This window comes from Pseudomonas sp. WS 5078, from assembly GCF_012985745.1.
Taxonomy (GTDB): domain Bacteria; phylum Pseudomonadota; class Gammaproteobacteria; order Pseudomonadales; family Pseudomonadaceae; genus Aquipseudomonas; species Aquipseudomonas lundensis_A.
In genome coordinates this window covers 133,025-158,024 of record NZ_JAAQWX010000009.1, presented here as the reverse complement: position 1 = coordinate 158,024, position 25,000 = coordinate 133,025, and the positions used below count along the sequence as shown (strand labels likewise).

29 protein-coding genes are annotated in these 25,000 nt (G+C 53.0%); 15 read left to right on the top strand and 14 right to left on the bottom strand.

Annotated elements, in window-relative coordinates; translation table 11 throughout:
* Positions 1–51 precede the first annotated feature (51 nt).
* Positions 52–495: a hypothetical protein gene (locus tag HBN68_RS14145; protein ID WP_169964891.1), complete on the top strand. Its 444-nt coding sequence runs from the start codon at positions 52–54 to the stop codon at positions 493–495.
* A 2-nt stretch (positions 496–497) separates the two neighbouring features.
* On the opposite strand, the gene HBN68_RS14140 is transcribed toward HBN68_RS14145, so the two are convergent.
* From HBN68_RS14140 to HBN68_RS14130, 3 genes are all read right to left on the bottom strand, one after another.
* Entirely contained in the window at positions 498–2,525 is a 2,028-nt protein-coding gene (locus tag HBN68_RS14140) for a phage terminase large subunit family protein (RefSeq protein ID WP_169964889.1), read from the bottom strand.
* A 3-nt stretch (positions 2,526–2,528) separates the two neighbouring features.
* A complete protein-coding gene (locus HBN68_RS14135) occupies positions 2,529–3,137 on the bottom strand; it encodes a terminase small subunit (protein ID WP_094988839.1) in 609 nt (202 codons plus the stop codon).
* A 209-nt stretch (positions 3,138–3,346) separates the two neighbouring features.
* Positions 3,347–3,700 (bottom strand): hypothetical protein, encoded by a 354-nt coding sequence (locus tag HBN68_RS14130; RefSeq protein WP_169964887.1) that lies wholly within the window; start codon positions 3,698–3,700, stop codon positions 3,347–3,349.
* A 135-nt stretch (positions 3,701–3,835) separates the two neighbouring features.
* Here HBN68_RS14130 and HBN68_RS14125 point away from each other — a divergent pair, with 135 nt between their 5' ends.
* The gene (locus HBN68_RS14125; RefSeq protein ID WP_169872820.1) at positions 3,836–4,090 is read left to right on the top strand and encodes a hypothetical protein; all 255 of its coding nucleotides are present in this window, start codon (positions 3,836–3,838) and stop codon (positions 4,088–4,090) included.
* A gap of 86 nt (positions 4,091–4,176) precedes the next feature.
* Here HBN68_RS14125 and HBN68_RS14120 read toward each other — a convergent pair whose 3' ends face one another.
* The 6 genes from HBN68_RS14120 to HBN68_RS14095 form a co-directional block, all read right to left on the bottom strand.
* Positions 4,177–4,524: a phage holin family protein gene (locus HBN68_RS14120; RefSeq protein ID WP_169872821.1), complete on the bottom strand. Its 348-nt coding sequence runs from the start codon at positions 4,522–4,524 to the stop codon at positions 4,177–4,179.
* Positions 4,525–5,034: 510 nt separating this feature from the next.
* Positions 5,035–5,394 carry a hypothetical protein gene (locus HBN68_RS14115; RefSeq protein WP_169872822.1) on the bottom strand — a complete coding sequence of 120 codons (360 nt, stop codon included), beginning with the start codon at positions 5,392–5,394 and terminating at the stop codon, positions 5,035–5,037.
* Positions 5,387–7,603 (bottom strand): VapE domain-containing protein, encoded by a 2,217-nt coding sequence (locus HBN68_RS14110; RefSeq protein WP_169964885.1) that lies wholly within the window; start codon positions 7,601–7,603, stop codon positions 5,387–5,389. Before HBN68_RS14110 ends, HBN68_RS14115 begins: the two co-directional genes overlap by 8 nt.
* On the bottom strand, positions 7,593–7,811 hold the full coding sequence (locus HBN68_RS22235) for a TraR/DksA C4-type zinc finger protein (protein ID WP_169964883.1): 219 nt from the start codon (positions 7,809–7,811) through the stop codon (positions 7,593–7,595). The genes HBN68_RS14110 and HBN68_RS22235 overlap by 11 nt, the downstream gene beginning before the upstream one ends.
* Positions 7,804–8,322 carry a phage regulatory CII family protein gene (locus tag HBN68_RS22230; RefSeq protein WP_070413142.1) on the bottom strand — a complete coding sequence of 173 codons (519 nt, stop codon included), beginning with the start codon at positions 8,320–8,322 and terminating at the stop codon, positions 7,804–7,806. The genes HBN68_RS22235 and HBN68_RS22230 overlap by 8 nt, the downstream gene beginning before the upstream one ends.
* A gap of 340 nt (positions 8,323–8,662) precedes the next feature.
* A complete protein-coding gene (locus HBN68_RS14095; protein ID WP_169964881.1) occupies positions 8,663–8,923 on the bottom strand; it encodes a hypothetical protein in 261 nt (86 codons plus the stop codon).
* 79 nt (positions 8,924–9,002) lie between these two features.
* On the opposite strand from HBN68_RS14095, the gene HBN68_RS14090 reads away from it, so the two are divergent.
* On the top strand, positions 9,003–9,734 hold the full coding sequence (locus tag HBN68_RS14090) for a S24 family peptidase (protein WP_169964879.1): 732 nt from the start codon (positions 9,003–9,005) through the stop codon (positions 9,732–9,734).
* An 18-nt stretch (positions 9,735–9,752) separates the two neighbouring features.
* Here the strand turns inward: HBN68_RS14090 and HBN68_RS14085 are convergent, their stop codons facing one another.
* Positions 9,753–11,150, bottom strand: coding sequence for a P-loop NTPase fold protein (locus tag HBN68_RS14085; protein WP_169964877.1), 1,398 nt, complete (start codon positions 11,148–11,150; stop codon positions 9,753–9,755).
* A 190-nt stretch (positions 11,151–11,340) separates the two neighbouring features.
* Here HBN68_RS14085 and HBN68_RS14080 point away from each other — a divergent pair, with 190 nt between their 5' ends.
* The 7 genes from HBN68_RS14080 to HBN68_RS14050 all read left to right on the top strand — a co-directional run bounded on the left by HBN68_RS14080 (position 11,341) and on the right by HBN68_RS14050 (position 13,638).
* Positions 11,341–11,520, top strand: coding sequence for a hypothetical protein (locus HBN68_RS14080; RefSeq protein ID WP_169964874.1), 180 nt, complete (start codon positions 11,341–11,343; stop codon positions 11,518–11,520).
* Positions 11,517–12,110, top strand: coding sequence for a hypothetical protein (locus tag HBN68_RS14075; RefSeq protein ID WP_169964872.1), 594 nt, complete (start codon positions 11,517–11,519; stop codon positions 12,108–12,110). Before HBN68_RS14080 ends, HBN68_RS14075 begins: the two co-directional genes overlap by 4 nt.
* 8 nt (positions 12,111–12,118) lie before the next feature.
* Positions 12,119–12,403: a phage antirepressor KilAC domain-containing protein gene (locus tag HBN68_RS14070; RefSeq protein WP_169964870.1), complete on the top strand. Its 285-nt coding sequence runs from the start codon at positions 12,119–12,121 to the stop codon at positions 12,401–12,403.
* Between the two features lie 25 nt (positions 12,404–12,428).
* Entirely contained in the window at positions 12,429–12,569 is a 141-nt protein-coding gene (locus HBN68_RS14065) for a hypothetical protein (RefSeq protein WP_169964868.1), read from the top strand.
* The gene (locus HBN68_RS14060) at positions 12,562–12,888 is read left to right on the top strand and encodes a pyocin activator PrtN family protein (RefSeq protein WP_169964866.1); all 327 of its coding nucleotides are present in this window, start codon (positions 12,562–12,564) and stop codon (positions 12,886–12,888) included. Before HBN68_RS14065 ends, HBN68_RS14060 begins: the two co-directional genes overlap by 8 nt.
* A gap of 41 nt (positions 12,889–12,929) precedes the next feature.
* Positions 12,930–13,067 carry a hypothetical protein gene (locus tag HBN68_RS14055; RefSeq protein WP_169862316.1) on the top strand — a complete coding sequence of 46 codons (138 nt, stop codon included), beginning with the start codon at positions 12,930–12,932 and terminating at the stop codon, positions 13,065–13,067.
* Positions 13,068–13,353: 286 nt separating this feature from the next.
* Positions 13,354–13,638 carry a pyocin activator PrtN family protein gene (locus HBN68_RS14050; RefSeq protein WP_169964864.1) on the top strand — a complete coding sequence of 95 codons (285 nt, stop codon included), beginning with the start codon at positions 13,354–13,356 and terminating at the stop codon, positions 13,636–13,638.
* Here the strand turns inward: HBN68_RS14050 and HBN68_RS14045 are convergent.
* Entirely contained in the window at positions 13,616–14,749 is a 1,134-nt protein-coding gene (locus HBN68_RS14045; protein ID WP_169964862.1) for a site-specific integrase, read from the bottom strand. The two genes, HBN68_RS14050 and HBN68_RS14045, sit on opposite strands and share 23 nt — an antisense overlap.
* Positions 14,750–16,141: 1,392 nt before the next feature.
* Here HBN68_RS14045 and HBN68_RS14040 point away from each other — a divergent pair.
* The 3 genes from HBN68_RS14040 (at position 16,142) to HBN68_RS14030 (ending at position 19,587) form a co-directional block, all read left to right on the top strand.
* Positions 16,142–17,575, top strand: a complete 1,434-nt coding sequence (locus HBN68_RS14040; RefSeq protein WP_169964860.1) for an AAA family ATPase — start codon at positions 16,142–16,144, stop codon at positions 17,573–17,575.
* Positions 17,572–18,459, top strand: coding sequence for a DUF4435 domain-containing protein (locus tag HBN68_RS14035; protein WP_169964858.1), 888 nt, complete (start codon positions 17,572–17,574; stop codon positions 18,457–18,459). The genes HBN68_RS14040 and HBN68_RS14035 overlap by 4 nt, the downstream gene beginning before the upstream one ends.
* Before the next feature lie 294 nt (positions 18,460–18,753).
* Positions 18,754–19,587: a DUF5677 domain-containing protein gene (locus tag HBN68_RS14030; protein WP_169964856.1), complete on the top strand. Its 834-nt coding sequence runs from the start codon at positions 18,754–18,756 to the stop codon at positions 19,585–19,587.
* 604 nt (positions 19,588–20,191) lie between these two features.
* Here HBN68_RS14030 and HBN68_RS14025 read toward each other — a convergent pair.
* Positions 20,192–20,566 carry a type II toxin-antitoxin system VapC family toxin gene (locus tag HBN68_RS14025; RefSeq protein WP_169964853.1) on the bottom strand — a complete coding sequence of 125 codons (375 nt, stop codon included), beginning with the start codon at positions 20,564–20,566 and terminating at the stop codon, positions 20,192–20,194.
* Between the two features lie 410 nt (positions 20,567–20,976).
* Between HBN68_RS14025 and HBN68_RS14020 the strand changes: the two genes are divergently transcribed.
* On the top strand, positions 20,977–21,486 hold the full coding sequence (locus tag HBN68_RS14020; RefSeq protein ID WP_169964851.1) for a hypothetical protein: 510 nt from the start codon (positions 20,977–20,979) through the stop codon (positions 21,484–21,486).
* A gap of 174 nt (positions 21,487–21,660) precedes the next feature.
* Positions 21,661–22,050: a hypothetical protein gene (locus tag HBN68_RS14015; protein WP_169964849.1), complete on the top strand. Its 390-nt coding sequence runs from the start codon at positions 21,661–21,663 to the stop codon at positions 22,048–22,050.
* Between the two features lie 25 nt (positions 22,051–22,075).
* Here the strand turns inward: HBN68_RS14015 and HBN68_RS14010 are convergent, their stop codons facing one another.
* Entirely contained in the window at positions 22,076–23,095 is a 1,020-nt protein-coding gene (locus HBN68_RS14010; protein ID WP_169964847.1) for a phage portal protein, read from the bottom strand.
* A complete protein-coding gene (locus HBN68_RS14005; RefSeq protein ID WP_169964845.1) occupies positions 23,095–24,852 on the bottom strand; it encodes a terminase ATPase subunit family protein in 1,758 nt (585 codons plus the stop codon). Before HBN68_RS14005 ends, HBN68_RS14010 begins: the two co-directional genes overlap by 1 nt.
* Between the last annotated feature and the right edge of the window lie 148 nt (positions 24,853–25,000).

Here is a 25,000-nt window from a genome sequence, read left to right as displayed (position 1 = left end):
AGCGCTTTGACCTTCTTCGCGCTCAGCACTTTTTGATCGGAGTTTTGCGACATGTCAGTTTCCAATATCGATAAATTCAACGACCTGACTGGCAAAGTTTTTGATGAGTTGTATACCCACTTTCCTATGCCCTGTGACTTGATCGCCGCCCAGCTCATGGCACCTGTCCCGACCGCCGCAGGCAGTGATGATTGCGAGCTGGAACTCGCTGACCATGACGCGCAATTCTTTCTGGCCACGGTCCGCTGGCTGATCGGCTCCGGGTTTATGAACGGGGAAGTCATACCCACGGCCCAAGTGACGGGGGCTGTGCTGACGGTCAAAGGGTTTGAGGCGCTAAAAGCCATGCCCCACTGCCTCACCCATGGTCACTCCATCCGTGAACGGATTGCAGAAACCATGAAAGAAGGCAGTAAGGAGACCCTAAAAAGCCTGGTCGCCGAAGAGATCGCCATCGGCGCCAAGCTCATTACCCCCGTGATCGAGATCATTTAATTTCAACGGCGCTTCAAGTAGCCACTGCTGGAGCTGCGACGTTGTGGGGGTCGTGCGACCGGCTGCGGCTGAGCGGCCAGAGTGGCCAGAGTGGCCACAGGTGGGGCCGTTTCAACCGGTGATTGCACGGGCTTTGTGGGTGTTGCAACGGGCGCGGCAAGGCGTTCGGCCTGTACCGGTTTTTCATCGAACAACCCGGCCTGCGCTAGGGCTTGGCGGATGCGCTCCCAGTCGTGTTCCTTGTAGCGGTTCAGGCCCAGGTAATGCGCCATGGCCAGGTTGTACACCATCAGGTCGAGGGCTTCGTTGCGCTCGGCTTTGCCCTTCACCCACTCGATGCGCTTGTGGCCGCGCACGTAGCGCGCCACCTTGCGCTCGGCCACGCACTGGTCGAAGAACTCGTCCGGCAAGTCGTTGGCAAAGTGCAAGGCGCCCGGCCCGTCTTCAAACGGGTAGCGGTTGTAGATCCAGTCCTTGGCGGTGTCGGTACCGACGAACCACAGCTCAGCGCCGTTGCGTTCGGTCTGGCCTTTCCAGGTTACATCGACCATCGACGGGCGTTGTGCGATCACCGGCTTACCCGGCTTGCTCGCGCCCTTGATGGCGAAGATGTTGCGCCACCGGCGCACGCGGCAGAACTGGTACACCTCGTCGGTGTGGTGGCCGCCGGAGTCGACGGCGGTGGCCAGAATGCCGAGGCCAACGCCGCATGGGTGCGGGTAACGCGCCTTGAGTTTTTCATCGAGCACGGCCCAGGTGCGCTCATCCGCCGGGTCGCCCCAGATAATCTGGAAGTCGACGACCCAGCGCTCCATACCCACGCCCCAGCCCATCACCATCAGTTCCAGGCGGTTGGCTTGCACGTCGACCGAGGCAGTGAGCATCAGCACGCGCTGGACCATAGCGCCAAGGCCGTACGGTTCAAGGCGTGCGCGGTCTCTCAATACCGTGGCTTTGGTTTGTTCCTGGGCGCTGTCCCAGACCCTGGCCAGACGGGTGTTGTAGAACACCTGCATGGGCTCCAGGTCGCCCCGGTTCTGCGCCTTCTTGGCCTTTTCAAACTGCTTGGCCAGCGACGGCCAGTCCATCCAACCCAGCGGTGAATACAGGGCGTTGAGGTGAAAGCCGATGGTTTCGCCGTCGCCCTGCGCGTGGGAACGCCATTCGCCATGGGCCAGCATCTGGCCCTTGTGGTGTTCTTCGATCAGTACGTCGCAGTCCGGCCCGGCGCATTGGTAATGGACCACGCGGTAATCGGCCGAGTAATGCAGGTTTTCCCACTCCAGCACCTGCATGTGGCCGCAGTGCGGGCATGGCACGTAGTAGTAACGCTGGTCGCTGGTTTCAAACAGGTCAGCGATGCGCGACGCGCCCTTGATGGTGGGCGAGCTGGAGAAGTAAAACTTGGCGTTTCGGCCGAAGGTACTGCCCCGGGTTTCGGCCAGTTCGATGGGGTCACCCTCTTCGCCCACGTCGACATCCCAGCGGTCGATCTCATCGCCGTAGATGTAGCGCGCCGACAGCTCGGCCAAGTTGGCTGCAGAACCGGCGGTGGTGACGTACAGCGAGCCGCCTTCGAACTCTTTGGTGTCCATGGTGTTGCGCGAGTCACGCGAACGGGTCGCCGCCACGCGTTCGCGCAGCACCGGCGTGGCCTTGATAGTCTTGCCGATCCGTGACGACACCCGCTTGGCCAGGCTCAGGCTGGGCAGCAGGGTCAGGATGTTGGACGGCACCATGTGGATCAGGCCGCCGATCCAATTCAGCGCGATCTGGGTTTTCATCAACTGCGAGGCCACCATCGTGACCACGCGTTTGCAGGGGTGAGCCGGTGACAGGCAGCGCATGGGCTCGCGCGCATAGGGCGTACGCGAGGTGCGGTACTGGCCGGGCTCGGCGGCGCCGGTGTCACGCGGGATGCGCATGTATTCGTCGGCCCACTGGTCGACCCACAGCGACGGGTCAGGCCGTAGCCCACGGAAATACGCCTCGCGGTACACCTCTGCACCGTTCGGGATTTCCGTGTGCATGGGTTAACTCTTGTGGTTGAGGGCGTGAACCAGGTCAGCCGAGGACATGCGCTCGGCGTCTTCCAGCGAAGCGCGGATCGCAGCGGTAAGGCGACGTTCGATTTCCCACGGATCGGTCATGGCGGCCAACTCGGGGGCCAGTTGTGGCGGCATGCCCAGCAGTTGATCGCGCAGCAAACGGCCCGCGTTGAAGGCGCCGGTTTTCACGGCTTCCAGCTCGACCTGCGAGCCCTGCACCTTGTGGAATTCCGCCTCGGCCAACTGCGCCAGGTAGTACTCGCGGTGGGCTCGGGCCTTTTGGAAGTCGGGTTGCTTACCGGCCGGGCCGATAGCGGGCTGCGGCGCAGCCATGCTCGGCGTGGCTTCGACCAGCGGGGACAACTGGCTGGTCACGTCGCGCTGCACACGATCTGCTTGATGCCGGGCCGTGACGGCGGCTTTGCTGGGGTCGGCCGTTTCACGAATCAGCGCGATGGTGGCGTCGACGTTAACCAGCTTTTCGTCCGCCGACAGCACCAGCCGGTTGTTCTTTCGAAGCCAGGTGATGTAACTCGGTGCCTTGCCGATGTGAGCCGCAAAGGCGCTCTTCGACAGAAAGATGGGGTCTGTCACAAGCCCTCCTTTTCAACGGCTTTTCAATGCAAGCCTTTCAATTTCAATGGATTGAATTTCAATAAGCTGCCAGCCCAGCGGCTAACGATTTCCCGCGGGTTTCCTGCCCCGTACCCGTGGAAAATGCCCAGGGTCCCCGGCAGGATTTGAACACGGGGGGATTATTACGAGCGATCCGATGGGGTGGTAACGTCACAAACGCCGTCGTTTTAAGCACCTATCAGCAACGCGACTGCTACACAACCGCTTGATAGAACACCAACAGCCATGCCAACCGAGAACGGCCAAGCAGGTGCAGGATTAGTCTTGAACTCAGCGAGCCGGGCGGGGGCTGGCAGCGCAACACATGATTCAACCCGATCAATTGGCTGTACGCCATAGCCCAATGTCGGCTCACGCAACAGGTCGGACTGGACAACAAAACCACGATCAGACGAACGAGCTACGATTTCTCCGTCTTTTTCCAATGCCAGCTCACACCCAAAATACTTGAAGGTGTCAGCCTCAACGCAAAGGGGTAAAGGGCGGTCAGGAAGATATACAGTCAGCGTGGACTTGCTCATTAGCTCACCTTTGCAGGTATAAGGACCTGCCAGGATGGCAAGTCGCTGGATTGGCACTACAGAGAAATGATCGGCCTCGATAACCAGGTCGGCCAAGGAATTACCCAACACTCTTAACTGGAAAGGACATTCAGAATGTTGTTAGACATCTATCGTGATCAGGGACTTGAGAAAATTCTGATCGTTGAAAAAAACAAGAGCATCAAAGATATCTCGATCACCGATGTTAATTTCCTAAAAGGCTTAAGCCATCAGCGCTCAGTCGATAGTGAACACGACAAGCTGCCAACCGGCATTGATAAGGACGACGTAGTAAAACGGATAAATGAACAGGGCTATTACGCCGGCACTTCCACGGTAACTCTTCGCGAAATAGATATTCCAAGCTAAAAGCGTATCGGAACCAAGCAACCCACCATGCTCCGTAGGCCGGCGCCTACACCTACCTACGGAGCAGTCAGCACATCATTTTGTCGTTACTGTCCACGCTCACTATCCTTTGCAGTTAGGTCACAAACACCCAACCGCTTTGCAACCCAGCGCTCATAAAGCCCGATGGCCACATCCGCGCCGGCCATGGCCGTGAGGCAGCCCAGTGCCGAAGACGCCCAGAGCGAAACGCCGTTGACGTGCAACAGCATCATCGTCGACAACCCGCACACGACACAGGCACCGGAGCGCAAGACCAAGCGCCGCACCAGTGACCAGCCTCGCGCCCCGTCCTTGTCCGCCCGCCACATCTCGCCGGACACCCCGCCGATCATGGAGAGGACGATCAGTAGCCAGATCGGCATATCAGCTAACGCTTGTTGCTCTGTTGTCATCGCCTGCCCCATAAACGCAAAAACCCGGCGCAAGGGCCGGGTTTAGTGGTGGGTGCCTGCCGCTCTCTGCGGTCGCACCTATCGAAGATGGCTACTTTTTACAGGTGGATTCTCATGGCAGCAAGCCGCTTTTAATGCCACCGGTGAATAAGTGGGTTACGCGGGTGAACGCCCGATGAATGTCGGCGAATACATCACCCCGGCTAGCGCTTTTGGGGTCTGTCTGCCCTGCCCCACTGTTCAGGTTAAAGGTGGGACAAGGGAGAGCGCCTAAATCAAAGGCTGCGCCCCACTGTCCTACTTCTTTTACTGTTTTCTCGTGTAAAGAGAGGTTTATAAAAACACGCGTGCGCGTGACACGCGCGTATGTCTGCCCGCTGCGCTCACATGGGCGGGAGGCACTTTTAAGCGGGACGGTGGGACAGCCCAACAACGGCGCGGCCTGCGCCTGACCCACTGCGACACAAAGCAGCGGGACAAGGCGGGCCATAAAGGTGTTCGAGGCAACCATCACGCCGCTCGCTTCCCGAGCAACAGGTTAGCGATGCGCTGGTGTGCCTCGTGAAGGCGGCGGTAATAGGTCGGCGCACTGCATCCGCAATACAGCATCTTCTGCGACAAGAAGCTGTCGTGGTTGCAGTAGTGCTCGCGCACCAACACCGACAACTGCGGCGGCAGGTGTTTGTTGACGATCAGCTCGATGTCGGCCGACTCATCGAGCAGCACCCGACTGCCACGCGTGCCACGTATCAGCTCGCCCTTGGTTTCCATCAGCATGGCAATCATGTTGCCGCTGCCCGTGCCCTCGGGTGATTCGCTGTGCAGGTCTTCTGCCCACAGCTTGAGCAAGGTGTCGATGCGCTTAATCAAAGCAAGGCTCCTCGACTTTCTGCACCTGCAAGGCCGAGGCGCCGCCCCAACCCTGGGGCTTCTTGTAAGCCCAAGGACGCTGTCCGCTTTTAGCCAATGCTGGCAGACGCACACGTCGCCATCCAAGCCGGTGCATGATCGCGCCCACGCGCATTTGTTCAGGCTTGCCCCAATGGCCGAAGTCGAGTTTGAGCGCGCTGGCCAACACCTCGCTGCCGCTGGTGGTTTCACCGATCTGCGATTCTTCCAGCCAGTTCAGGATCGGACCTTCCCATTCATCCACCACAAAGCGCTCATCTTGGGCTTCGGAGAACATCGCGGTTTCGTCGCGGTTGACCCACCAGATCTCGCCTGCTTCGTAACAGAACATCGCCTCGGCCCACAGCTGGTCGCGGATCTCGCGCAGTTGCTCCAGGTCGACCTTGGTACACGCGACCGGCCAGTAACGGCGGTTGCCCGTGGCGTCTTTAAGGTATTCGTCCTGGTTGGTGGTGCCCACGAACACACACTGGCGTGGCACGTCATTGGTTCTGCGGCCGTAGCTTTCGCGGTAGGTGTCGGTGGACGCGGAGAAAAACTGTTTGGCCTTGGTGCTTTCGGCCTTGTTGAAGCTGTCCAGCTCACCCAGCTCGATGATCCATTTACCCCGGATCGCCTGAAAGCCGTCCTTGTCGCCCAGGGCAAACGGCGTGTCCATAAACCAGTCACCACCAAGAATGCTCATGGCCGTCGACTTGCCTTCGCCCTGCCCGCCTTCAAGGATCATCACCGAGTCCGCTTTACAGCCGGGTCGCATCACCCGCGCCACGGCCGAGATCATCCAGCGCTTGCCGACCTTGGCGCTGTAACCACTTTGGGCCACGCCCATGACGGTATTCAGCCACGTATCGAGGCGCGGCACGCGGTCCCATTCCAGTTTATTGAGGTAGTTGCGTACCGGGTGGAAGGCGTGGTCGTGGGCCACCACGCTGACGGCCTCGATCACGCTGGAGGCTTTGACGCGCAGGTTGTATTGCTGGGCCAGCCACTTCATGACGCGGATGTCGTCGATATCGCCCCAATCACCGGTGCCACCGCCATACGGCGGTGTGCGCAACTTGACGATCTTGGAACTGAACGCGCTGAAGGCGATCACCCCGGCCCAGCGCTCATCGTTCCCCAGGATCAGCTCGACGTTTTGCATGTGCGCGATCAATGAGCCGTTTTCAGTGCGGGCCAGTTGGTCTTTCCAGCCACCGGCGGCAGGCGGTCTCACCACCGCCAACACCTGACGGCGCACCGCGTCCAGCCCTTCGGCGCAATGCAGGTCGTTAAAGTCCGTCCACTTGATCTCCCGCTCACCCGAGAAAATCGGGCCGACGACTTGGCCGCCGACGATTAAGGCCGCGTTACTGCCTTTCTCTTCACCGGGGTTCCAGGGCTCACCGTTGGGGCGCTTGGTTTTCCAGTCATCGTCCCGGCACACGATCAACGCACGACCGGGGAAACGCTCGCGCATGGCCTTGGCCACAGCGCTGAGATTGCCTGCATCAAACGCAATGGCCACCGCAAACGAGGTGGCCATGTGCAGGCTTGCGCCGGTGGCGTAGCCCTCACACACCAACACCGGCTCACCGGGTTCAGGGTGCGGGCCGATCAGGTGATAAGCGCCTTCTTTAGACATACCATGCGGCCAGTAGGATTTATCACGGCCGGTGTCTGCCTGCTTTTCCGGGTAGATCACTTGCAGGCCGACGATCTGGTCGCGTGCGGTGGTCATGGGGATCAGCAATGCCCCGGTGCGCGGGGCATAACGCACGCGTATGCCGATGATTTGCTTGCGTTCCAGATAGGCGCTGCGGCCCTTTTCCGGCATGCGCTTGAACAAGCCCGCCGCGCGATTGGCAGCCCGGCGAGCGGCATTGGCGGCCACCTCAGCGGCCCGACGCTTGGCGTCTTCCTGACGAGCACGCATCACGTCGCGCTCCTCCTGACTCATGCGCCCCGGTTTTACTTTGATCTTGTTGCTGTCGCCCGTGCGCCAATCACCGAAGCTGCCGAAAATCAGTAGCTCGTTTTTCTCGGTGCGGTGCTCATGGATCACGTACCAGCCGTTTTTCTCCTTGCCCTTGTCCTGTGTAGTCTTGCAGCGGGTGAGCTTGCCGAAAGTCAGCGGTTGCGCAGGCTCAAGGCCGTGGTCAGCGAATTGACCGAGAACGTCATCGAGCATAACGAGTACCTACTTGTTCATTGAGTTCTTGGCAGGCTGCACAGCGTGTGCAACTGGTGACGGCCAAGCGACGGGCCAAAGGGATAGTTGAATCGCAATCCACGCAGAACTCGTAAGACTCAAACACCGGCAACGCCTTACGCGCTGCCAGTGCTTGATCGATACGTTCCTGCACCAGGTCGTTGGCAAAATCAGCGATGTCAGCCACGGTCGCCACCTCGCGTGGTCGAGTTGACGTAGCAGGCGCGATTAAACAGACCCAGCAGCCCTTGGATACCGCGAAATACTTGCAGGCGGATCTCGGCCAGTTCGCTGTCGTTGACCACGCCATCGCCAATGCTCTTAGCCCAGGTGTCGGCCAGATCCGCGACCTGACGGAAATACACCGCAAGGCCGGTGGTCAGCGTCTCGGGCATGTCATCGGTATACGCCTCGGCCAGCTCCTGCCAGATCGTGTCGCCTACCAATGCGTGCACCGCATCCAGGATGCGGCGGTCTTTGGTCAGCTCCAGGATCTCGGCGAACTCTTGAACGTTCACCGTGTGGCTTGGGTGGGTCGGGGACAGTTTATGTTGCAGCGTGGTGGGGTTACGGCCGGTGGTGGCGGCAATGGCAGCAGCGCCGCCGGGGTAGTCGCGTGCAGCGTGGTAAAGCGCCAAATCGAGCGGCAGGATTTCCCGACGCGCCCGCTGGATGCAACTCAGAGCAATACGGCTCATGGCATTAATCCTTGAATGTTGCCAGTGCCGCGCGGCGTGTTGTGGTGGTACATTTGCCGCGTGGCTTGAAGAGGCCCAAAAAGCCGGTCTAGATTCTTAAGATCGAAACCGGCACCGTGCCGAGGCGAACGATCCGTCGGTCACCTCTGGCGCAACAGCTGCCAGATCTGTGGTGGAGAAGGCAGCAACCCAAGGCTTCCGAGCCTTGGAAAGCGCGGTTAAAGGGAGGTGGTTTAGCATGTGGTGTGCCCGCCTACCTTTACCGCGACCCGACAGCACTGTGGTGGTGTGTGCCGGGAGGAACTGGGCGGCCCTATGGGTCGCCTTTTTTCTTTCTAATCTATGCTGCCGCTTTATGGGGCGACGATGCCTCTAACAACCATGCCGCTTCAAACGTGTGACCATTTTTACTTGCCGCTGCGGCTAACAGCTCGGCATAGCGGGTTTCACCGGTGTAATCAGTCCGAGGCAAACACGCTGCCTGGCGCCATTTGTTTAGCGCCTGATAGCTACGCTTACACACCTTGGCTGCGGCACCGATGCCACCAACAGCTTCGAACGCGAAAGCAATGGCATTCGGAAAATCTGCGGGGTTCAGCATGGCAACCTCCATTTATCAACTCGCGGTTGATATTAAACATCAACTGACTTTTGCGCAAGCTCTATGAGAGTCTCAACCTATGGTTGATAAAGATGAATTACGAGCCGCGTTCAGCGCGCGTCTACATGAAGCACTCGACGATGCCGGGGTTCGCGCCCGTGGACGCGGTGTGGACATCCACAAGCGCCTGAAAAGCGTGGGGGTTCATAAAACCACTCAAGCTATCAGCAAGTGGCTGAACGGCGAGGCTATGGCCGAGGCTGACAGCATGGTCGCCCTGTGCGACTGGCTGAAAGTACGCCGTGAATGGCTGGAATACGGTGTTCTGCCTAAAGAGCCGATCAGCGAAAGCAATGTTCATCAACTGCGGGTTGGTGACGATAGCAATGTCAGTGGGATGCTCGACCGCTTTGGAAAAGTGCCACTCATCTCTTGGGTACAGGCTGGAGCTTGGTGCGAGACCATCTGCAACTTTGAGCCATACGATGCTGACGAATGGCTGTCCTGCCCAGTGCCTATTAGCCAAAGTGGTTATGCACTGAGAGTCTTGGGCGACTCAATGACAAACCCAGGGCCAGGCAGAAGCTACCCGACTGGTTGCATTATCTTTGTTGATCCAGAGGTGCCAGCCAACACTGGGGATCGTGTGGTTGCGCGGGTTCCGCGTACCAATGAAGTAACCTTCAAGGTATTGGTAGAGGATGCAACTCGGTTTTATCTGCGTCCGATCAATCCGCAATATCCAATCATTGATATTACGGAGGAGACGCATATCTGTGGGAAGGTGGTAGGGTCGTTTATACCTGAGTAAATAACGACGAAACTTTACTCATCTATCAAAATTAAAACTACTCACCATATCAACTCGAGCAATTATACGATCAAAAGGAATGCCTCGCCCCACTCTGGTATAGTAATCAACCATCTCGACAGTCCGACTAGAGTCGCGGCGCGAAGTATCTGACGCGGTCTCGCTAACACATACCGCCACAATTTCTTTTAAATGTTCCTGCGCCCATTTTGTACCATTACCAAACTTACAAGCAATGATTAAGGCATGAATATCTTGCTTAATATATTCAGCTTCGCCACCACCCAAAATCACTTTACGAATGAGATCAATCAACTCATCCCCGCTTGATTCCACCTTAGAAAAATTGGCGTACTCCACAGGATATACATCTTTTACAAACAAAAGAAAAACCACTAACTCCGGATACATATAGTGATTTTTTTGCACCGTCAGCAAAATAAGTTTAATCTTTGACAGCAACTGCTCAATTGTTCTAAGAGCCATTTTCTGCCCTAGCGCAAGAACTTTTATTGTTGTAACTAAGTTATTGTACTCACTATTACTATCGCGCCCCCTATCAGAGTCGAAATATTTTCCAAATTCAAACTGGTCGACTAGGAATTCAATGTACGGACCAATATCAGCGACTGGGAGGCTAAACTCTACATCTATAAATCGCTTCAAATATCCAACAGCATCAAACTCCGAACCATAAACAGCTTTGACACTATGCGCCAATTGGTTTTTGTCCAGAGCCAGAACAAACACCAAACCTTCAATATCAAGAAGATGTTTAATCCTCTCCAGCAACTCAATTGCATAAGTTGGTCGACACCTATCTAGCTCATCAATAAAAATATATAATTTCTCAATACCACCTCCTTCAACACCTAGAACTTTTTTAATGTTTTCTTTGAAGTCGACTATTGCAATTTTGTTTTTTGAATAACTATCAATTATATCTTTAGACAAGGCCTCGGCAAACTTAGATGCTTCATCTTCAACTATTTTATCTGCGTCCACAAGGCCTGCAGTTGCTAGCTTAACAGCTATGGGAACTCCTCTTTTCAAAATATGAGCGCCGGCTTTTTTTGCTTGTTCCCAAGCCTTACTTCTCTTATTATCATCTCCAATAAAACCAGCGATATTTAAATTCATTTCACCTAAAAAAGCGAGCAAGGGATCTGCCGCAAAATCTGTTTCCCAGGCACTAAAGTAGATAGGCTTTCTAGTCTCAAGCTCAAGACTTGCATGTAGCATGCGTAGATAAGTCGTCTTCCCAGACCCCCAAGGGGCATTAACAGAAAGAACTACTGGGGATTCTATATTTTTTAATAACTCAGTTAAATTATTAACACTTTCCTTCCGTTGTAGCTTGTCATTCTCGAAAATATTAGATGAGGAGATCTCTATAGTTTTCCGCTTAAGTTTCAATTTACTATCCTTGTCAAACTTAATTTTTTAGATTTTTTTGGCCATTTTATGGAGCCGCTTACGACCTTATCACTTGCACATGGTAAGTATCTATATAGCAAGACCCAAGACAAAATCAACCATCAGTTGACATTTATCAACCCGTGATTGATATTTACCTCACTCTCCCACCACAGAGCGAGGCAACACCATGCACACCACAGCAACCCTGCACGTCCACCCAGCGTGCGCCAGTAACCGTCGACTGATTGAGCAGCTGCAAGCCACCACCGGCTGCCTGGTCATCCTCCACAATCACAAACCCCGACTGGTCCCGCACAGCAAGCACCCTGCCCCGTTCGATCCAAACAACGGAGGGGATGCGGCATGAACCGGTTTACTTTGGCTGATAAAACCCTTCGCCTACTGGCTGCACAGGTCAATTTGAACGGCACGTTTAACCACGTTTTCCGCCCTCAAAATACCAACCAACCGTTGACCTTTGAGTTACAGGTTGAGCGTGGTTCACCCGAGACGGTGTTCACTGTGATCATGGGCTACGAGAAGCACAGCTTGATAGTGCATGCCCCTAACAAAGACACGCACCTGGTGGTCGCTGACTTTATTGAGTCCATCGTCAATGGCCGCATGGACACTGCCGAACCGGCAACGCCACGCGTGAGCGCTGAGTCAGTCGAACGTGGGCAATTGCTGGACGCCAATCAACAAGAGCAGTTGCGTCAGTTGGTGCGTAACGGCGGCGCGTTAATACTCGATATCGGTTTCGATGAAGACGTTCGAGTGGCTGTGCACCGCACCCTTAGCCGTAAGGGCATCACGGCGATCATCGTCGCCGGCGACACATGCCCGCGCACCCAGTGTTTTACGGCCTATGGCGACGAGCAACACTGCGTTGATCGGCTGATGCAGTCCCTCACCCACTTAGCTGCGTCGGTGGTTCCTGCCGCGCTCGCCGCTTAGGAGGGGGTATGGAACGCACCCTCGCCAAAGCGGCCGCGCACCTGGGAACAACGCGGCCCAAGCTGATCAAGTTGATGCGCGATAATGGCCTGCTCAATGCCCGTAACTTGCCCGCCTTCCCGGTTCGGGATCGCGAGTTTTTACGGGTTAAGGACAGCAACTGGTTCCACGCTGAACTCGGCATGCAGTACAGCCAGTCGACCCGGGTACGTCAGCCCGGTATCGCATGGCTGGCCGAACAGCTGGGCCTGGCCCTGCCACCGATTGCGGTTGACCACCGTGACGTGGCCTAGGGAATACGCGCGGCAGATCGTGGCCATGCCGACACGCGAGGAGCGCAACGCTGCGCTCCTTGAAGTGCCGGAGCATTTGCGCGAACTGACCAAGCGCCACTGCCTGAACGCCTGGAATCATCCGACCCGTCGCCCACCCAAAACGAGCGCGCCCACCCATGAATAACGCCAACCAAAGCCCGCTGCGGCTAGTGCCAGCACCGGACGCGGCCACCGTTGAGCTGCTGTATCGCAACTTCGGTGACGTGCTGATCCCCCTCGACAAGCTGCGCGAACAGTACTTTCGCTACCTGAACGAACAGTCGTTCATCGCGGAAATCATCAGCGGCCGGATTCAACTGCCGATCACCACACTCGACAGCAGCCGCAAGGCCACGAAGTTTGCCCACATCAAACATGTCGCCGCCCTGATCGACATCCGCGCCTACAAGGCGGATGAAGATATGAGCAAAGCGCACCCCGATGCGGCGGAACCGAACAACTGACCCGCGCTGCCACCACCAGCCAAGCACCAGGAGCACACCACATGACTTCGACACAGATCTACGCGCTGATCTTTCTGGTCTTCAACGCGGCCTTTTTGTACTGGACCGGCTACAAAACCGGCCTGGCCGATGGCCGCAAGCATCAACACGGTGCCAGCACCCGGAGGAAAGCGGGATGAAGCCCTCACAGACAAACACCCCAGCCGAGCCCGCTTTGCTCTGCATCGAAAGCAGGAGCGACACGCCTGTAAAAAACAGTCTCTGTTGCGCAGCAACAGGCGTTATTAAAGCCCTTCGCGCCACTGCGGGAGTGCTTATACCCCACGTAAAGCTGCGCCGGGCAGCGCGTGTTGATGCAACGCTAAACGCTCAAAACCGCCCGCTCGCGCAGCTTGTGGTGGGGTATGGGCACCAAACAATATCAATTGAATCTCTATCAGCAGCCGACGTTCAGGCGGTGGAACTATGAATACTCAATTTCTGCTACTTGCGCAGTATGGCGGCCAGGCAATCATTCCTCTTGAGCGAGTGTGCGCTGACTACTTTAGCCATCTGACACCCGAAAAGATGAAGATGAAAGTCGCAGCAGGCCAAATTGACCTGCCACTTGTAGCCATCGAACGCAGCCAAAAGTCAGCACGCGGGGTTCACCTTGCCGACCTGGCTACCTATCTGGATACCCAGCATGCACGTGCTCGTACGGAGCATGACAAGCTGATGCGCAACTCTAGTCTACGCCGCGCTTCTTGATTCGCTTCCGGGCCTCAATGATGGGGCCCGTTACTATCGTCTCCAGCCAAGACCAGTTTTCGTAAGGATCGCCATTCCCTTTCAAGTGCGTATATCTGCGCATTGAATTCCAGTCCCGGTGGCCGGATACAGAGGCAACTTTCGGGATATCCCAGCCCATTTCAAATAGGCGGCTGACACCATCGTGGCGAAGGTCATGAAAGTGCAGGTCATCGATCTCAAGAAAGTGGCAGGCACGGGTAAAGGATGCCGAGATAGAGCGAGAGTTGTACGGGAAAACATCCTCTGCAACCTTTGGCATAGACATCATGATCCGCCACGCTTCATCAGGGACATGGCACCAAACGTCATTGCCGTACTTCTGACCCGGATTCTTCATATCAGTGATCAGAACCATCTGGCGCTGTTCATCTAAGGCATTCCATTTGATGCGCGTGATTTCTTCCTGTCGACGCGTAGAGAACAGCGCAAAGGCCGTCACCCGTACCATGTCTATTTCCTGCTTGCGCCGGTCTCGCATCTCACCGAAGTATTGAAACAGCTTTTCCAGTTCTTCAAGTGTTGGGCGACGGTTCCTTTCCTTGCTGCGTGTCACCGCGCCCATCTTGCGCAATACCTTGCGCGCATCGGGCATGGCCATTGGATCGATGTCATAGCCCCAAGCTGGCCGCGCCACAGAAAGCACGGCACCCAAGTGAGCCAAGTCATTGCCCACGGTCTGCGCCTGTATGCCATCGTTCGTCATTCGTCCATCAGCGTACTCCACCAGCTTCTGGCTGGTGATCTCTCTATCCTCCAGCTTGCCTAACCAGGTTTCACTGATAGCCTTGAGTGTGGCGCGCTTCGTCTTCCCTAGCGGCCTCAGCTTTTCGTACTCCAAAAGGTAGCGGTCGATCATCTCCTTGACCGTCACACCTGATCGATTGGCCTTCTCGATTGCTCCAGGAACTGACATCTCAGTTTCGACACGTTTGATCCAGGCCTGCGCAGTCGCCTTGCGGTCGAACGTCTGGCTTTCCTGATAAACTGTCACACCCTTTTGCATGATGCGGATCTGCGCGGTGTAACCCGTCGATCCATCTCTGCGCTTGCGAACGGTGATAGTGCCCATGATTTTGCTACACGAATATTCGGATTTGCTACATTGTAGCAACGAGCATTCATAAACAAGCAAAAACAGCGGTAAACAGTAGTGAACGAGAGTTACCCGAATGCACACCAAACCCGCAGAAAACCTAGCCCGCCCATTAGATTCGGTATCTAGGAGGTTTTCTGTTGCACCTATGATGGATGATACGGACTGAGCCGCCAGCCCCTTTAAAACAAGGGTTTACGACCTACTTAATTTTTCTCTGTACCATTTTCGTACCAGCCAACGTTCACTTCCCTCCCCTTAAAGCCCCAGTATTGAGCCTTCTCGTCGCTCACAGCACATCCAGTGCAGCAAACAATATCGACCCAATACATCTACCCCATCCCATGCCCTCTGAAGCTATCGGGACGCTGAACGAGAGATTCGAAACCAGCAGCCTCAACTTTTTCAACAAGGCCACCGGTTTATAGGGACTGTAAAAGCGCGGTGTGCGCAAAAGCGTTTCCATGAGTTTGTGCGCCAACCTGTGAATCAGCCGCCTGATAGGCCATGTGTGTTTTTTGGGGAAAGCCATCGGGAAAAGGTAAGAACGGTAAGTTCTTGGGTAAAACGTCTGGAATGCACGGTTCAAAGGGCTACAGCCAATACAGTGCAGGTAATATCTGAGTAACCTATAAGTAATCTAATTACTCTTTTATTAAGTAATTACCTACAAGACCATACACCTTATAAATCAATGACTTACGATTAAATTACCTTGCACATCCCTCAAAATCACTTCTCTGTGTAATACGCCAAAGCCAACAAATACAGGGCTTCCAGCAACCTCTAGACCTGTTGCGCTATTGAATTACCTTTTTCCGTCAGCGTTCCTGAGAATCCGAGCTGACGGAGTCGCTCATGAACGGCTGCTATCGGCCGATTCTGTTGAAAACAGTCGGTCATCAAAAACTGCCTGATCATCGACCCGTGAAAATGCCTTTTTTACACGCTGCCACGTGAAATCGGCCTCTGGACACCTCAGCCGAAAGTAAAAATTTCAATGTCGGTCGCGTACTTTTCAGCTGCGGAAACCATGGCCGACTTTTTCAACAGAATTGGCCAGAAGCAGCCACTCATGTGCGACCGTTTCCGACCCTAAGCTGGCCTTCACGAAGGTCCGCAATCGGCCAAGATCAGACGGTGGCCACAGGCATAAATCGGCTAAAGCAGATCTCAGTGAACGCCTGTTTTCGATCGTGAGTTTAACTGGCGGAGACCTCACTCTCGTTTCTGTGTGAACGAGTCTGCATTATAAGCACCGAGGATCGACATGAGGGTGGCATTTTGATAGCGTTCTAGGGAGTGAATGAGGTCAAAATTTAGATTATTTACTCCCAGGCCCACCTTTTATAGATGCATGGAGCAAAAATGCCGAAAGTAGCGGATATTGCAGAAACAAATCCAATTATTAAAAAATTTGAGATTATTGGGCTAAATGGATTCAAAAATTTAGCTCTGAACACTCCAACCTGCGTCAGGATCGTAGTCGCAGAAAACGGTACGGGAAAGACCACATTACTAAATGCCTTATATGCAGTTTTAACACGTCGCTTATCTAAGCTCCATCAAATAAAATTCTCAAAAATCATAATTCAATTTGAAGGCTATGAAAAATTTGAGTTTGAACGAGCTGAAATATTTCCCACAGAGCTAAAACCGCTCAACTCATCTGCTTTTGCCGAAATTACTGAGTATGGAGTTACCGAAGAAGAGCTATATGAGTTTTACTCGGAAATCGGCCCGAATTTTGATCCTAGAAAGACCAGGACGCACGAGGTATTTCGTAAGGTATATGCTAATGGTCCTTATGATCCCTCGGAGTCAACTAGACTCCTGAGAAGGGCTATGCCGGCTCTTGAGCGCACTCAAGTCTATACTGGGCTTACAAGCTATATCACTAAGGCGATGGGCGACTTAGAAGTTCTTTATCTGCCTACTTTTCGTCGAATTGAAGTTGAGTTTAACAAGTACGAAAAAAGTAAAGCTCGGCACCACTCTCTATTCGAGACTGTACAGCCTGAAAAGGAAGACAACGACGAAACGCTTATGTGGTTTGGTATGGGGGACGTGGAAGCTCAACTAGATCATATCAAAAGCACAATACAATCTGAAACTTTTACTGCGTATTCTCGCTTGAGTGTCCAGTCTCTTGAAGATTTATTGTCTCCGGATACTAAAACTCCAGAACCCATTCCTTCCGACAATAAAAGTCTTGGCGATCAACTAAGATTGGTACTTGCACGACTAGGACAAGCAGAGGGTCAAGCTGGAGCCAGAATACTTGAGCTGATTGAAACTGAAGAGATCAACGGGCACGCTTTCGATAGTTTGAGGTCGTACTTATTCCAAATGTTAGAAATTTACAAATCCACTCAAAAAGATGAGCAGTCGATTGAGGGATTTGTAAAGGTCATAAACAAGTACTGGGTAGCATCTGCATTCGAGTCTAGTTCTCAGGCAGAAAAGGCTTTCATATTTGATAAAATGTCGCTTGATATCGATATCAGGACTCCTTATAGCTCTAATCCTGTAAAACTAGCTCAGCTATCATCTGGTGAAAAACAAATAGTTTCCATTTTTGCGAAACTCCATTTGCAGAAAGAGAAAAAATTTATAGTCTTAATTGACGAGCCTGAGCTATCGCTATCCATGGCTTGGCAAAGGCTTTTTTTGCTCGACATATTAGAGTCCCCAAGTTGCGCTCAACTAATTGCCATTACGCACTCTCCATTTATTTTTGAAAACGAATTAGACGATTATGCTCAACCGTTATATGTGACTTATGAGCGGATTGACGCATGACTTTAGACACGATGAGAGAAGGGCGGCGGACACCTAGAGTTGCGTTGGCAAATTACACTACGGTTAGAGGGAAAAACCCTACAAAGCTTATTTGTGTGTTTGAAGGATTAGAGGATCTTCCATATTATGAGACGATTTTCAATCGGACAATAAACATGGGGTTTGCATCTGTTATAGCCAAAGGCAAAGATCAGGTTCTTGGTTTAAGAGAGATTCTACTTAGAAAAAAAGAATCAGATGCAAACGTGAGATTTTTCATTGATCATGATTTTGACGGACTGAAAGGGCACATCCCTGGCGATGATATTTACGTGACTGATGGTTATTCAATAGAGAATCATCTAGTTACCAGGGATATACTACATTCTTTGCTTGGTTCAGAATTTAAATGCACTGCTGAAGCTGACTACGAGGCAATAGATAGAATTAGTGCCCTTTTTGACAGTTTTCTTGAGCGCTTCTTCGAAATTATGCGACCTGTTAATCAAGCAATTTACTACGCGCGAACTCATGGAGTGGAGCTTAAAAATATCGAAGATCGGGTGACTGAGTATGTAATGATCACACTAAATGGTATTGCCCCTAGCGGTAATGATTATTTCGATCTAATAGGATGGCCGGAAACACTGCCGAGAGACTTTAGCGAAATTGAAGAGTCGTTTTCCAAGATCGACCCTCACCTACAGTGGCGCGGAAAATTTATATATGATCTTTTTATAAAATTTCTTCATGTTATAAAAATTGATCGGACAAAGGATGATCCGCGTTATTTCGTGAAAAAACAGGGCGTTAAATTCGATCCCAATGGAGAGATAATTCGCACACTTGCCTCACTGTCTGAAATACCGGGAACATTAACTAAATTTCTCGACGCGTGCAGATGACAACTCAGTAGGTGGTATAGCCCATAGTTTTTTTCCATACAATCAGTGAAAACTCTGACTTTGACCCTAATTCAGCATCCATGGGTCAAGGTCAGATTACTCGTTCGTGAAGTACCGAAGTGCTTATTGAAAAACCCTCCCACTCTCCTTTAAGCGTCAGTAGGACTAACTTTGCCCAGTATAAGAACACGGCTCAATATCCACTTCTGGCCGATTTCCGCCTGACGCGATCGGTGAAAGCGGTAATGAACGGGCCCTTGATGTAGCAATTTCATTTTATTTTTCGGGTGAATTATGAGCTGGGACACCGACCTTTCCAAACTTATGAACTTATGTTTTCTTTTAATAGAATCCGAAAATGGTAAACAGCTGCTTCCTGGATGCGAATGGAAAAATGACGCTCAAGTTTTAGGCGTTAAAATTTTTAGGCATATCGCAACGGCTCAGCAGGTTAGCACGGGAATTGGCTTTGAATTTGGTGCAGGGCAGGTCTTTTCTCATATCGATCACTCTTCAGTTGCGGTGATCGTTAGAGCCGCCATCGAATCATATTTGGCTTTTAACTATATATTCGTGAATCAAGAGGAGGATTTGTCTATTTATCGACATAAGCTTTGGCGTCGATCCGGGCTTATAGATAGAAGTAAGATATTAGCCAATACTTCAGAGAGCGAAAATGTTCTTTTGCAGGAAGCTGAGTCCATAAAACAACTTTATAATGAGATCACTAGCAGCCTCTACTACCAAAAAAGCAATCGTGACGAAAGAAAAGAAATTGACAAAGGTAATTGGAAGCCAAAGGGAGGCTGGCATGCTATTACTCATAAGACTGACATTCACCAACGTTACTTTAGTGATATTTATAACCACTTAAGCGGACATTCACATGCTAGCTTTATAAGTGCGCTTCAAATTAGAGACGCATGGAATATCGAACAGCAAGCTATGCTGGCGGGAGCTGCCCGCCAAATACTATGCATGGTGATTGCGCACTTTTTATTTTCCTACGCACAATTGTTCCCCGGCGCAAAAATAGTAATGGCATCAAATCCTGAACTAACTGAAATCGCGGACGGATGGCACATACATAAAAAGGAAGTGGCTGCGATTTATGGTCCTATTCAGTAACGTCCATAGCTGACCGATGAAAATCATCTAAGCAGCGCAGAGATAGCGATTCTGGCATCGCTCCGTGCATAGACTGCTTTCTGCCGATAGCTGCCTGTGGCTACCTGGAGAAATCGGTAGGTCTTTACCAAACAGGTAGAGCCGGTATTCGTCATCGGCGACCAATTCGAGCACAAACAAGTGCCACGTTGATGTGAACTCACTCTATTGCCTCAAAAAACCTACCTTTGCAGGGATCCGCAGGGTTTTCGTGTCCCCAAACTCTCTGCCCAGCCCACAGCCCTGCCAGCTGTCAGCTTGGTGAAGAAGTGCGGAAAAAAAGACCTATTTAGCCCGCAGGCGAGGTGGGGGGACGACGGCGCGCGCCAAGGTATGAAGCACGCCACTACCCCGCCCCGTCAAAATTGCTATCCGATAGCCTTCACCTGAGAGCCCTACTGCCTCTATGAGTGGCGCCAAAGCTTGACCACCTTCTATCAACACTTTGGCGAGAAGCGCTGTGCGCTCGTACTGGCAGCCTCACAAGCTGTGTTTACAGTCCTATTTGTTAGGAGCCGTAAAAAACCGCCTCGGTGGGCGGCTTGGTAAGACGGTAGCGCATAGGTCAAACGATGATCGTATGAGGGTATGCGTGCATGACGCTGTCGTGTGTTACCAGGCTGATACCTTCTGCAAGCGCTTGGGCCACCATGATGCGTTCAAAAGGATCGCGGTGATGGTTCGGGATATTTCCTACAGTCAACCCGTGATCAGAAGTGATCGGCAATTCAAGGTAGCCCGCATCTAACAGTACTTTGCGTAGTACAGCAGGAATAACGCCAGTGCGCTCGGCGCCTTTGATGGTCAGCTCCCAGATGCTGGCTGCGCTGAAATACAGGGTGTTGGCCTCATCGTCGATAAGCTGGGCCGCTGCCTTGGACAGCTTTTCGTCGCCGATAGCTGCCCAGATCAGGATATGAGTGTCGAGCAATAGCCTCATGCCTTGCCCTCAAACAGATCCGCTATTTCAGCATCCAGAGCGTCCGAAGCTTCTGCGTTGAATGTCACACCAGCGAGCATCCCGCGACGCTTAGGGGCTGTAACATGCTTAAGTTCCTCTTCCTGCGGCGCAGCGCTTCGGGGGAAAGACCTACTTCGCCAACAAGATAGGTGGGGGGACGACGGCGCTCCCCGTCCAGATTCCGACACAATATGGGGGTGAACCCGCCATTTCACGGAAAGAGTGGCAAGGAATGTAATCCTTTGAGTTTTGTGATAGAAATACCGCACCGACTAGGAAAAATAGCAAAATGCCACTAGCCTAGGAGACTGCGAGTCTTCTTGCCAAGCCGGGTGAGTTATTGAGAGGCTGGAATGAGACTCTGCTTGCTCTACTAAGAGGAATACACCATGGAGAGATATAAATTCCTCTACGAACTATCCAAACAAGCTTTAGATGAAGAAATTGATCGTTTCAAAAAACTCGAAGAAAAAGCAGGTCGATTCCTCAGCATATTGAGCATTGTAATTGTTGGGTATACAGCATTAAATAACGCTGCCGCCTCAGCAGTTCTACCAGCACACGGACTGCTCAGCTACACATTTATAGCACTTTCAGCTTTAACGTATATTGCCCTACTATCAGCCTGCTCAAAACTATTCAGCAGCATCAAACTCTCCAAAAGTCCACGAGTGGCGATAGACAACGAGACTACGGAAATAATCCAAACCGAAGACCTATTAACTTCATATTACCAAATGGCTATAGCCTGCCAAGAGGCCCAGCAAATTGCCAAAGACCAACTGGATATAAAAACGGGGTACCTACTTAGCGCTTATAAGGAAATAAGCTTCTCAGCAGCAGTTCTATCAGCTTCGCTAATTACATACTTTTTAATTTTAGCCCACAAAGGAACATAACCATGAGCGACAATAAAGATAGCAAAAAAGAAGAGCAGCGCCCCAAACCGAACCCTGACGCAAACAAACCAAAAATAGTAATGGTATTAAATCACTTAACAAAGAAAGAAAAAAATAGATAAATTAGATTCGTGACAACCACAAAACCGCCAACAACTAAAAGGAATAGTTATTATGGGCAAAGAAAATTTTCATGCTAGCGTTCAGTACAACGATTTTAAAGGAACTGCCGCATCAGATCGAAAAGACACATTCAGCATCGAACAGTACCTCACTAAAAAAGGTTTTTTAAACGAGGGAGAATTCCTTGTCGGTATAGAAGCATACGCACGCGAACTTTCCGGAAAAGCCCAAACCACCGATTTCGAAGTGACTGCGTTAGTGACAAGATACGAAGGATTCGATAACGTTCAAGCGGCTCTCGATTCAGGTGAGCCACTTAAAGTTAAAAAAATACAGTTTCCAATGCAAATTGTAGAGTTCTTCACCCTATTCAAACGGTTCCAGATATCAATTTCGAATCACGGTTTAATTGACCAACGCGATGTCATTTTTGACGACTAACGTTAGCCAACGTTTACGCCCTGGTCTAGATGACTGGGGCTATCTCATACGCTTTAAACCTCACGACCTCCTCCCCCAGCCAGTCATTCAACTGCGTCATGCGCGATTGAATCGGCTCCAGCTCGTTCGCTACGTAGATCTGCGCCGCCTCTCTAATCGAACCAAATCCGCCAGCGTTTTGCGGAACAATGCCCATCAGCTGCGGCGGTATACGCAGGCTTGCCAGTACGTCATCACGGGTCTGGTTTTTGATTGAGCTGAATTCGTCTTTGGCCGCGACTTCACTGACTGGGATCAGTTGAATGCCGTCTTTTTTACCGTTTGGCGAGTACACGAAAAGGTTGCGAAAGTTACCCGGCCCTTTGGAATCCTTCAGCGCTTTGCGCAGAGCATCGACGTCGGTTTCGTTCTGCGCGGGATCGGTCATGTAGAGGATGAAACCGGCATGGCTGCCGTTTTCGTAGTACTTGCGGCGAAACAACGTCGCCGATTCGTTGAGCAACGCTGACTGGAGCGCACTGATCCACTCCGGCAGACCGTACACCTCCTGGTGCAAGTCAGCTTCGCGCAGGTGGAAGATGCTGCCCGCGTCGAATTCGTGTTCTTCCTTCCAACCCTGCACCAGAAAATAACGCCCGTCCTGCCCTGCCCGCATGTACTTGGCCAACGCCGGTTTGAGTTGAAAGGTCGAACCCAGCATCGAGCGGCGCGCTTCGATGTAGCCGTTGCCGAGACTGAGAAAATCCAACGCGAACTGTTCAAACGCGGCCCGCGACAACAGCCGATGCGGGATAAAGGTTTTGCTCAGCAGGTTGCGCTTGAAGGTCAGGCCCGAATGCAGATGTACGCTGGAACCCACCGAGCGCGACAGCCCGTCGAGCGACAACGGCGGTTCGTACCAGCGCCCGTTAAACCAGCATTCCAGATAATCAAACACCGCACGACCGCCTAGCACCGGGGTCGGATCGCCAAAACTGAAGGCCTGAATCGACTGATTCACTTTGCCGTCTGCCACGTGAGGTGTGACGACCGATTGATCGTTCATTAAAAAATCTCCATCCGCCCGGTATTCGAGGCGGTTTGCCCCTCCAGCGGTTCGTTGTGCAATGCGTGAAAGAGCGCCCAGGCCAGATCGGCGTGGCCGGTGGTGTCGGTTCGCCCTGCGGTGTAGGTGTATTGGCGACCGCCTGCGGTGACGGTTTTGCGGATGGCCATCAACGACTGCGCCATGTCCGTCCAGCCGGCGTCGAACTCCAGCCGACCGTTATGGATCACGTCATAGGCTTTGAGCACCAAGCGGGTTTTGACTTCGGGCGAGTAGCTGAAGGTGGTGACGTTGGGGAAGAACTGGCGCACCAGTTGCGCCACGCCGCTGCCCAAGCCGGTGACATCGATGCCGATGTAAGTCACCCAGTAGCGGTCGCAGACGCTTTTGATAAACGCCGCCTGCGCTGCGAAGTCCATACCCCGGAACTGGTGACGTTCCAGTACGCGGAACTTGCCACCCGGTACCAGCGGCGGTGCACACACCACCAGACCTGAACAGTCGCCGGTTTCGGCCGGGTCGTAACCGATCCACACCTGTCGGTCGCCGAACGGGCGTGAAGCAAACGGCTTGTAGTCTTCAGCCCATTCGACCCAGCTATCAACCATGCACGTCTGCAATAGCGCGAGGGGGAAAATGCTGGCCCCGTCGTCGATGAACTCGCACATCAGCAGGTTGGTGTAAGCCTCGGGGCTGTATTCGTGGCGTATCTCCTCAATATCGAACAGATCGCAACCTCCGCGCTCCGCGTCGAGGATAGTGACGATCTGCCGCCACAGTCGATCCTCACACCGGCGCCCGTGTTGCAGGCTGCCGTGGGAGGTATCGATTTTGATATGTTGCGCGGCGGGTAAACCCTTATTGAAGCGCTCGCCCGTCCAGAAGGTGTACGCCTCGTGGGCCATGCTCGATGGCGTGGAAAAGTAAGTTTTGCGCCACTTTTTGTGCAACGCCATGCCCGACGCGACTTTGTTTAGCTCTTCGAATTTGAACGTCCAGAAGAATTCATCGAAGTAGAAATTGCCGTGGTAGCCCTGAGCCGTTCGCGCGTTGGTGCCTAGAAAATGCAACTCGGCACCATTGGGCAACACAATCGGATCACCCGTCAGCTCGACCCCGCACACCTCGCGTACGAACGCCAAAATGTAGCCCCGGAAAAGGTAAGCCTGGTTTTTCGAGGCTGAAAGGAAAATCTGATTACGCCCGGTGTCCAGGGCATCGATAAACGCCTCACGGGCAAAGTAGTACGTGGCGCCGATCTGGCGGCTTTTGAGGATCACACGTGTGCGCTGATTACCTGCCCGGTACCAGTCTTTCTGGTAGTCAAAACAGCCATCGATAAACGCCTCGCGCAGCAACTCGATCTGGTCTTCGTTGATCTCGTTTTTGACCGCTTTTTTCTTCGGCTCGCTGTTGCGCTTGGCTAGGTTCGGGTTGAGGTCAGTTTCAGTGCCGCCGTCCTGATAGCGCACAATCCGCGCCTGCCGCTCCAGTTGGCGGTGCAGCAGATCAATTTCCTTGAAGTCGCCGCTGGTCTTGCCCTCTTTGAGGATCAACTGCACCAGGCGCGCTTCCAGTGCGCCGCCGATGCGCTCGACGTTGTCCGCCCTGTCCCACTCGTCGCGGGTCTTCCAGCTGTGTAGCGTTTTCTCTTTTTCGCCCGTAGCCTCGGCGATCTCACAGATGCGCCAACCCATCCAATACAGAAATTTGGATTGGCGGCGTGCATCCATCGGTAACAAAGCGGTCGTAGTCATGGCCGCGATGCTGCCGTCCGCGCCCGTTACTCAATAGCTGCCCCCCTTGTAACCTCCCGCCCTACAAGGGCGCCTCGTTGCCGCAACACGCGCGCGTCCCGACCATGCCCCTCATTGCAACGCGTCTTTTCCGAGAGGAACGCGCCCC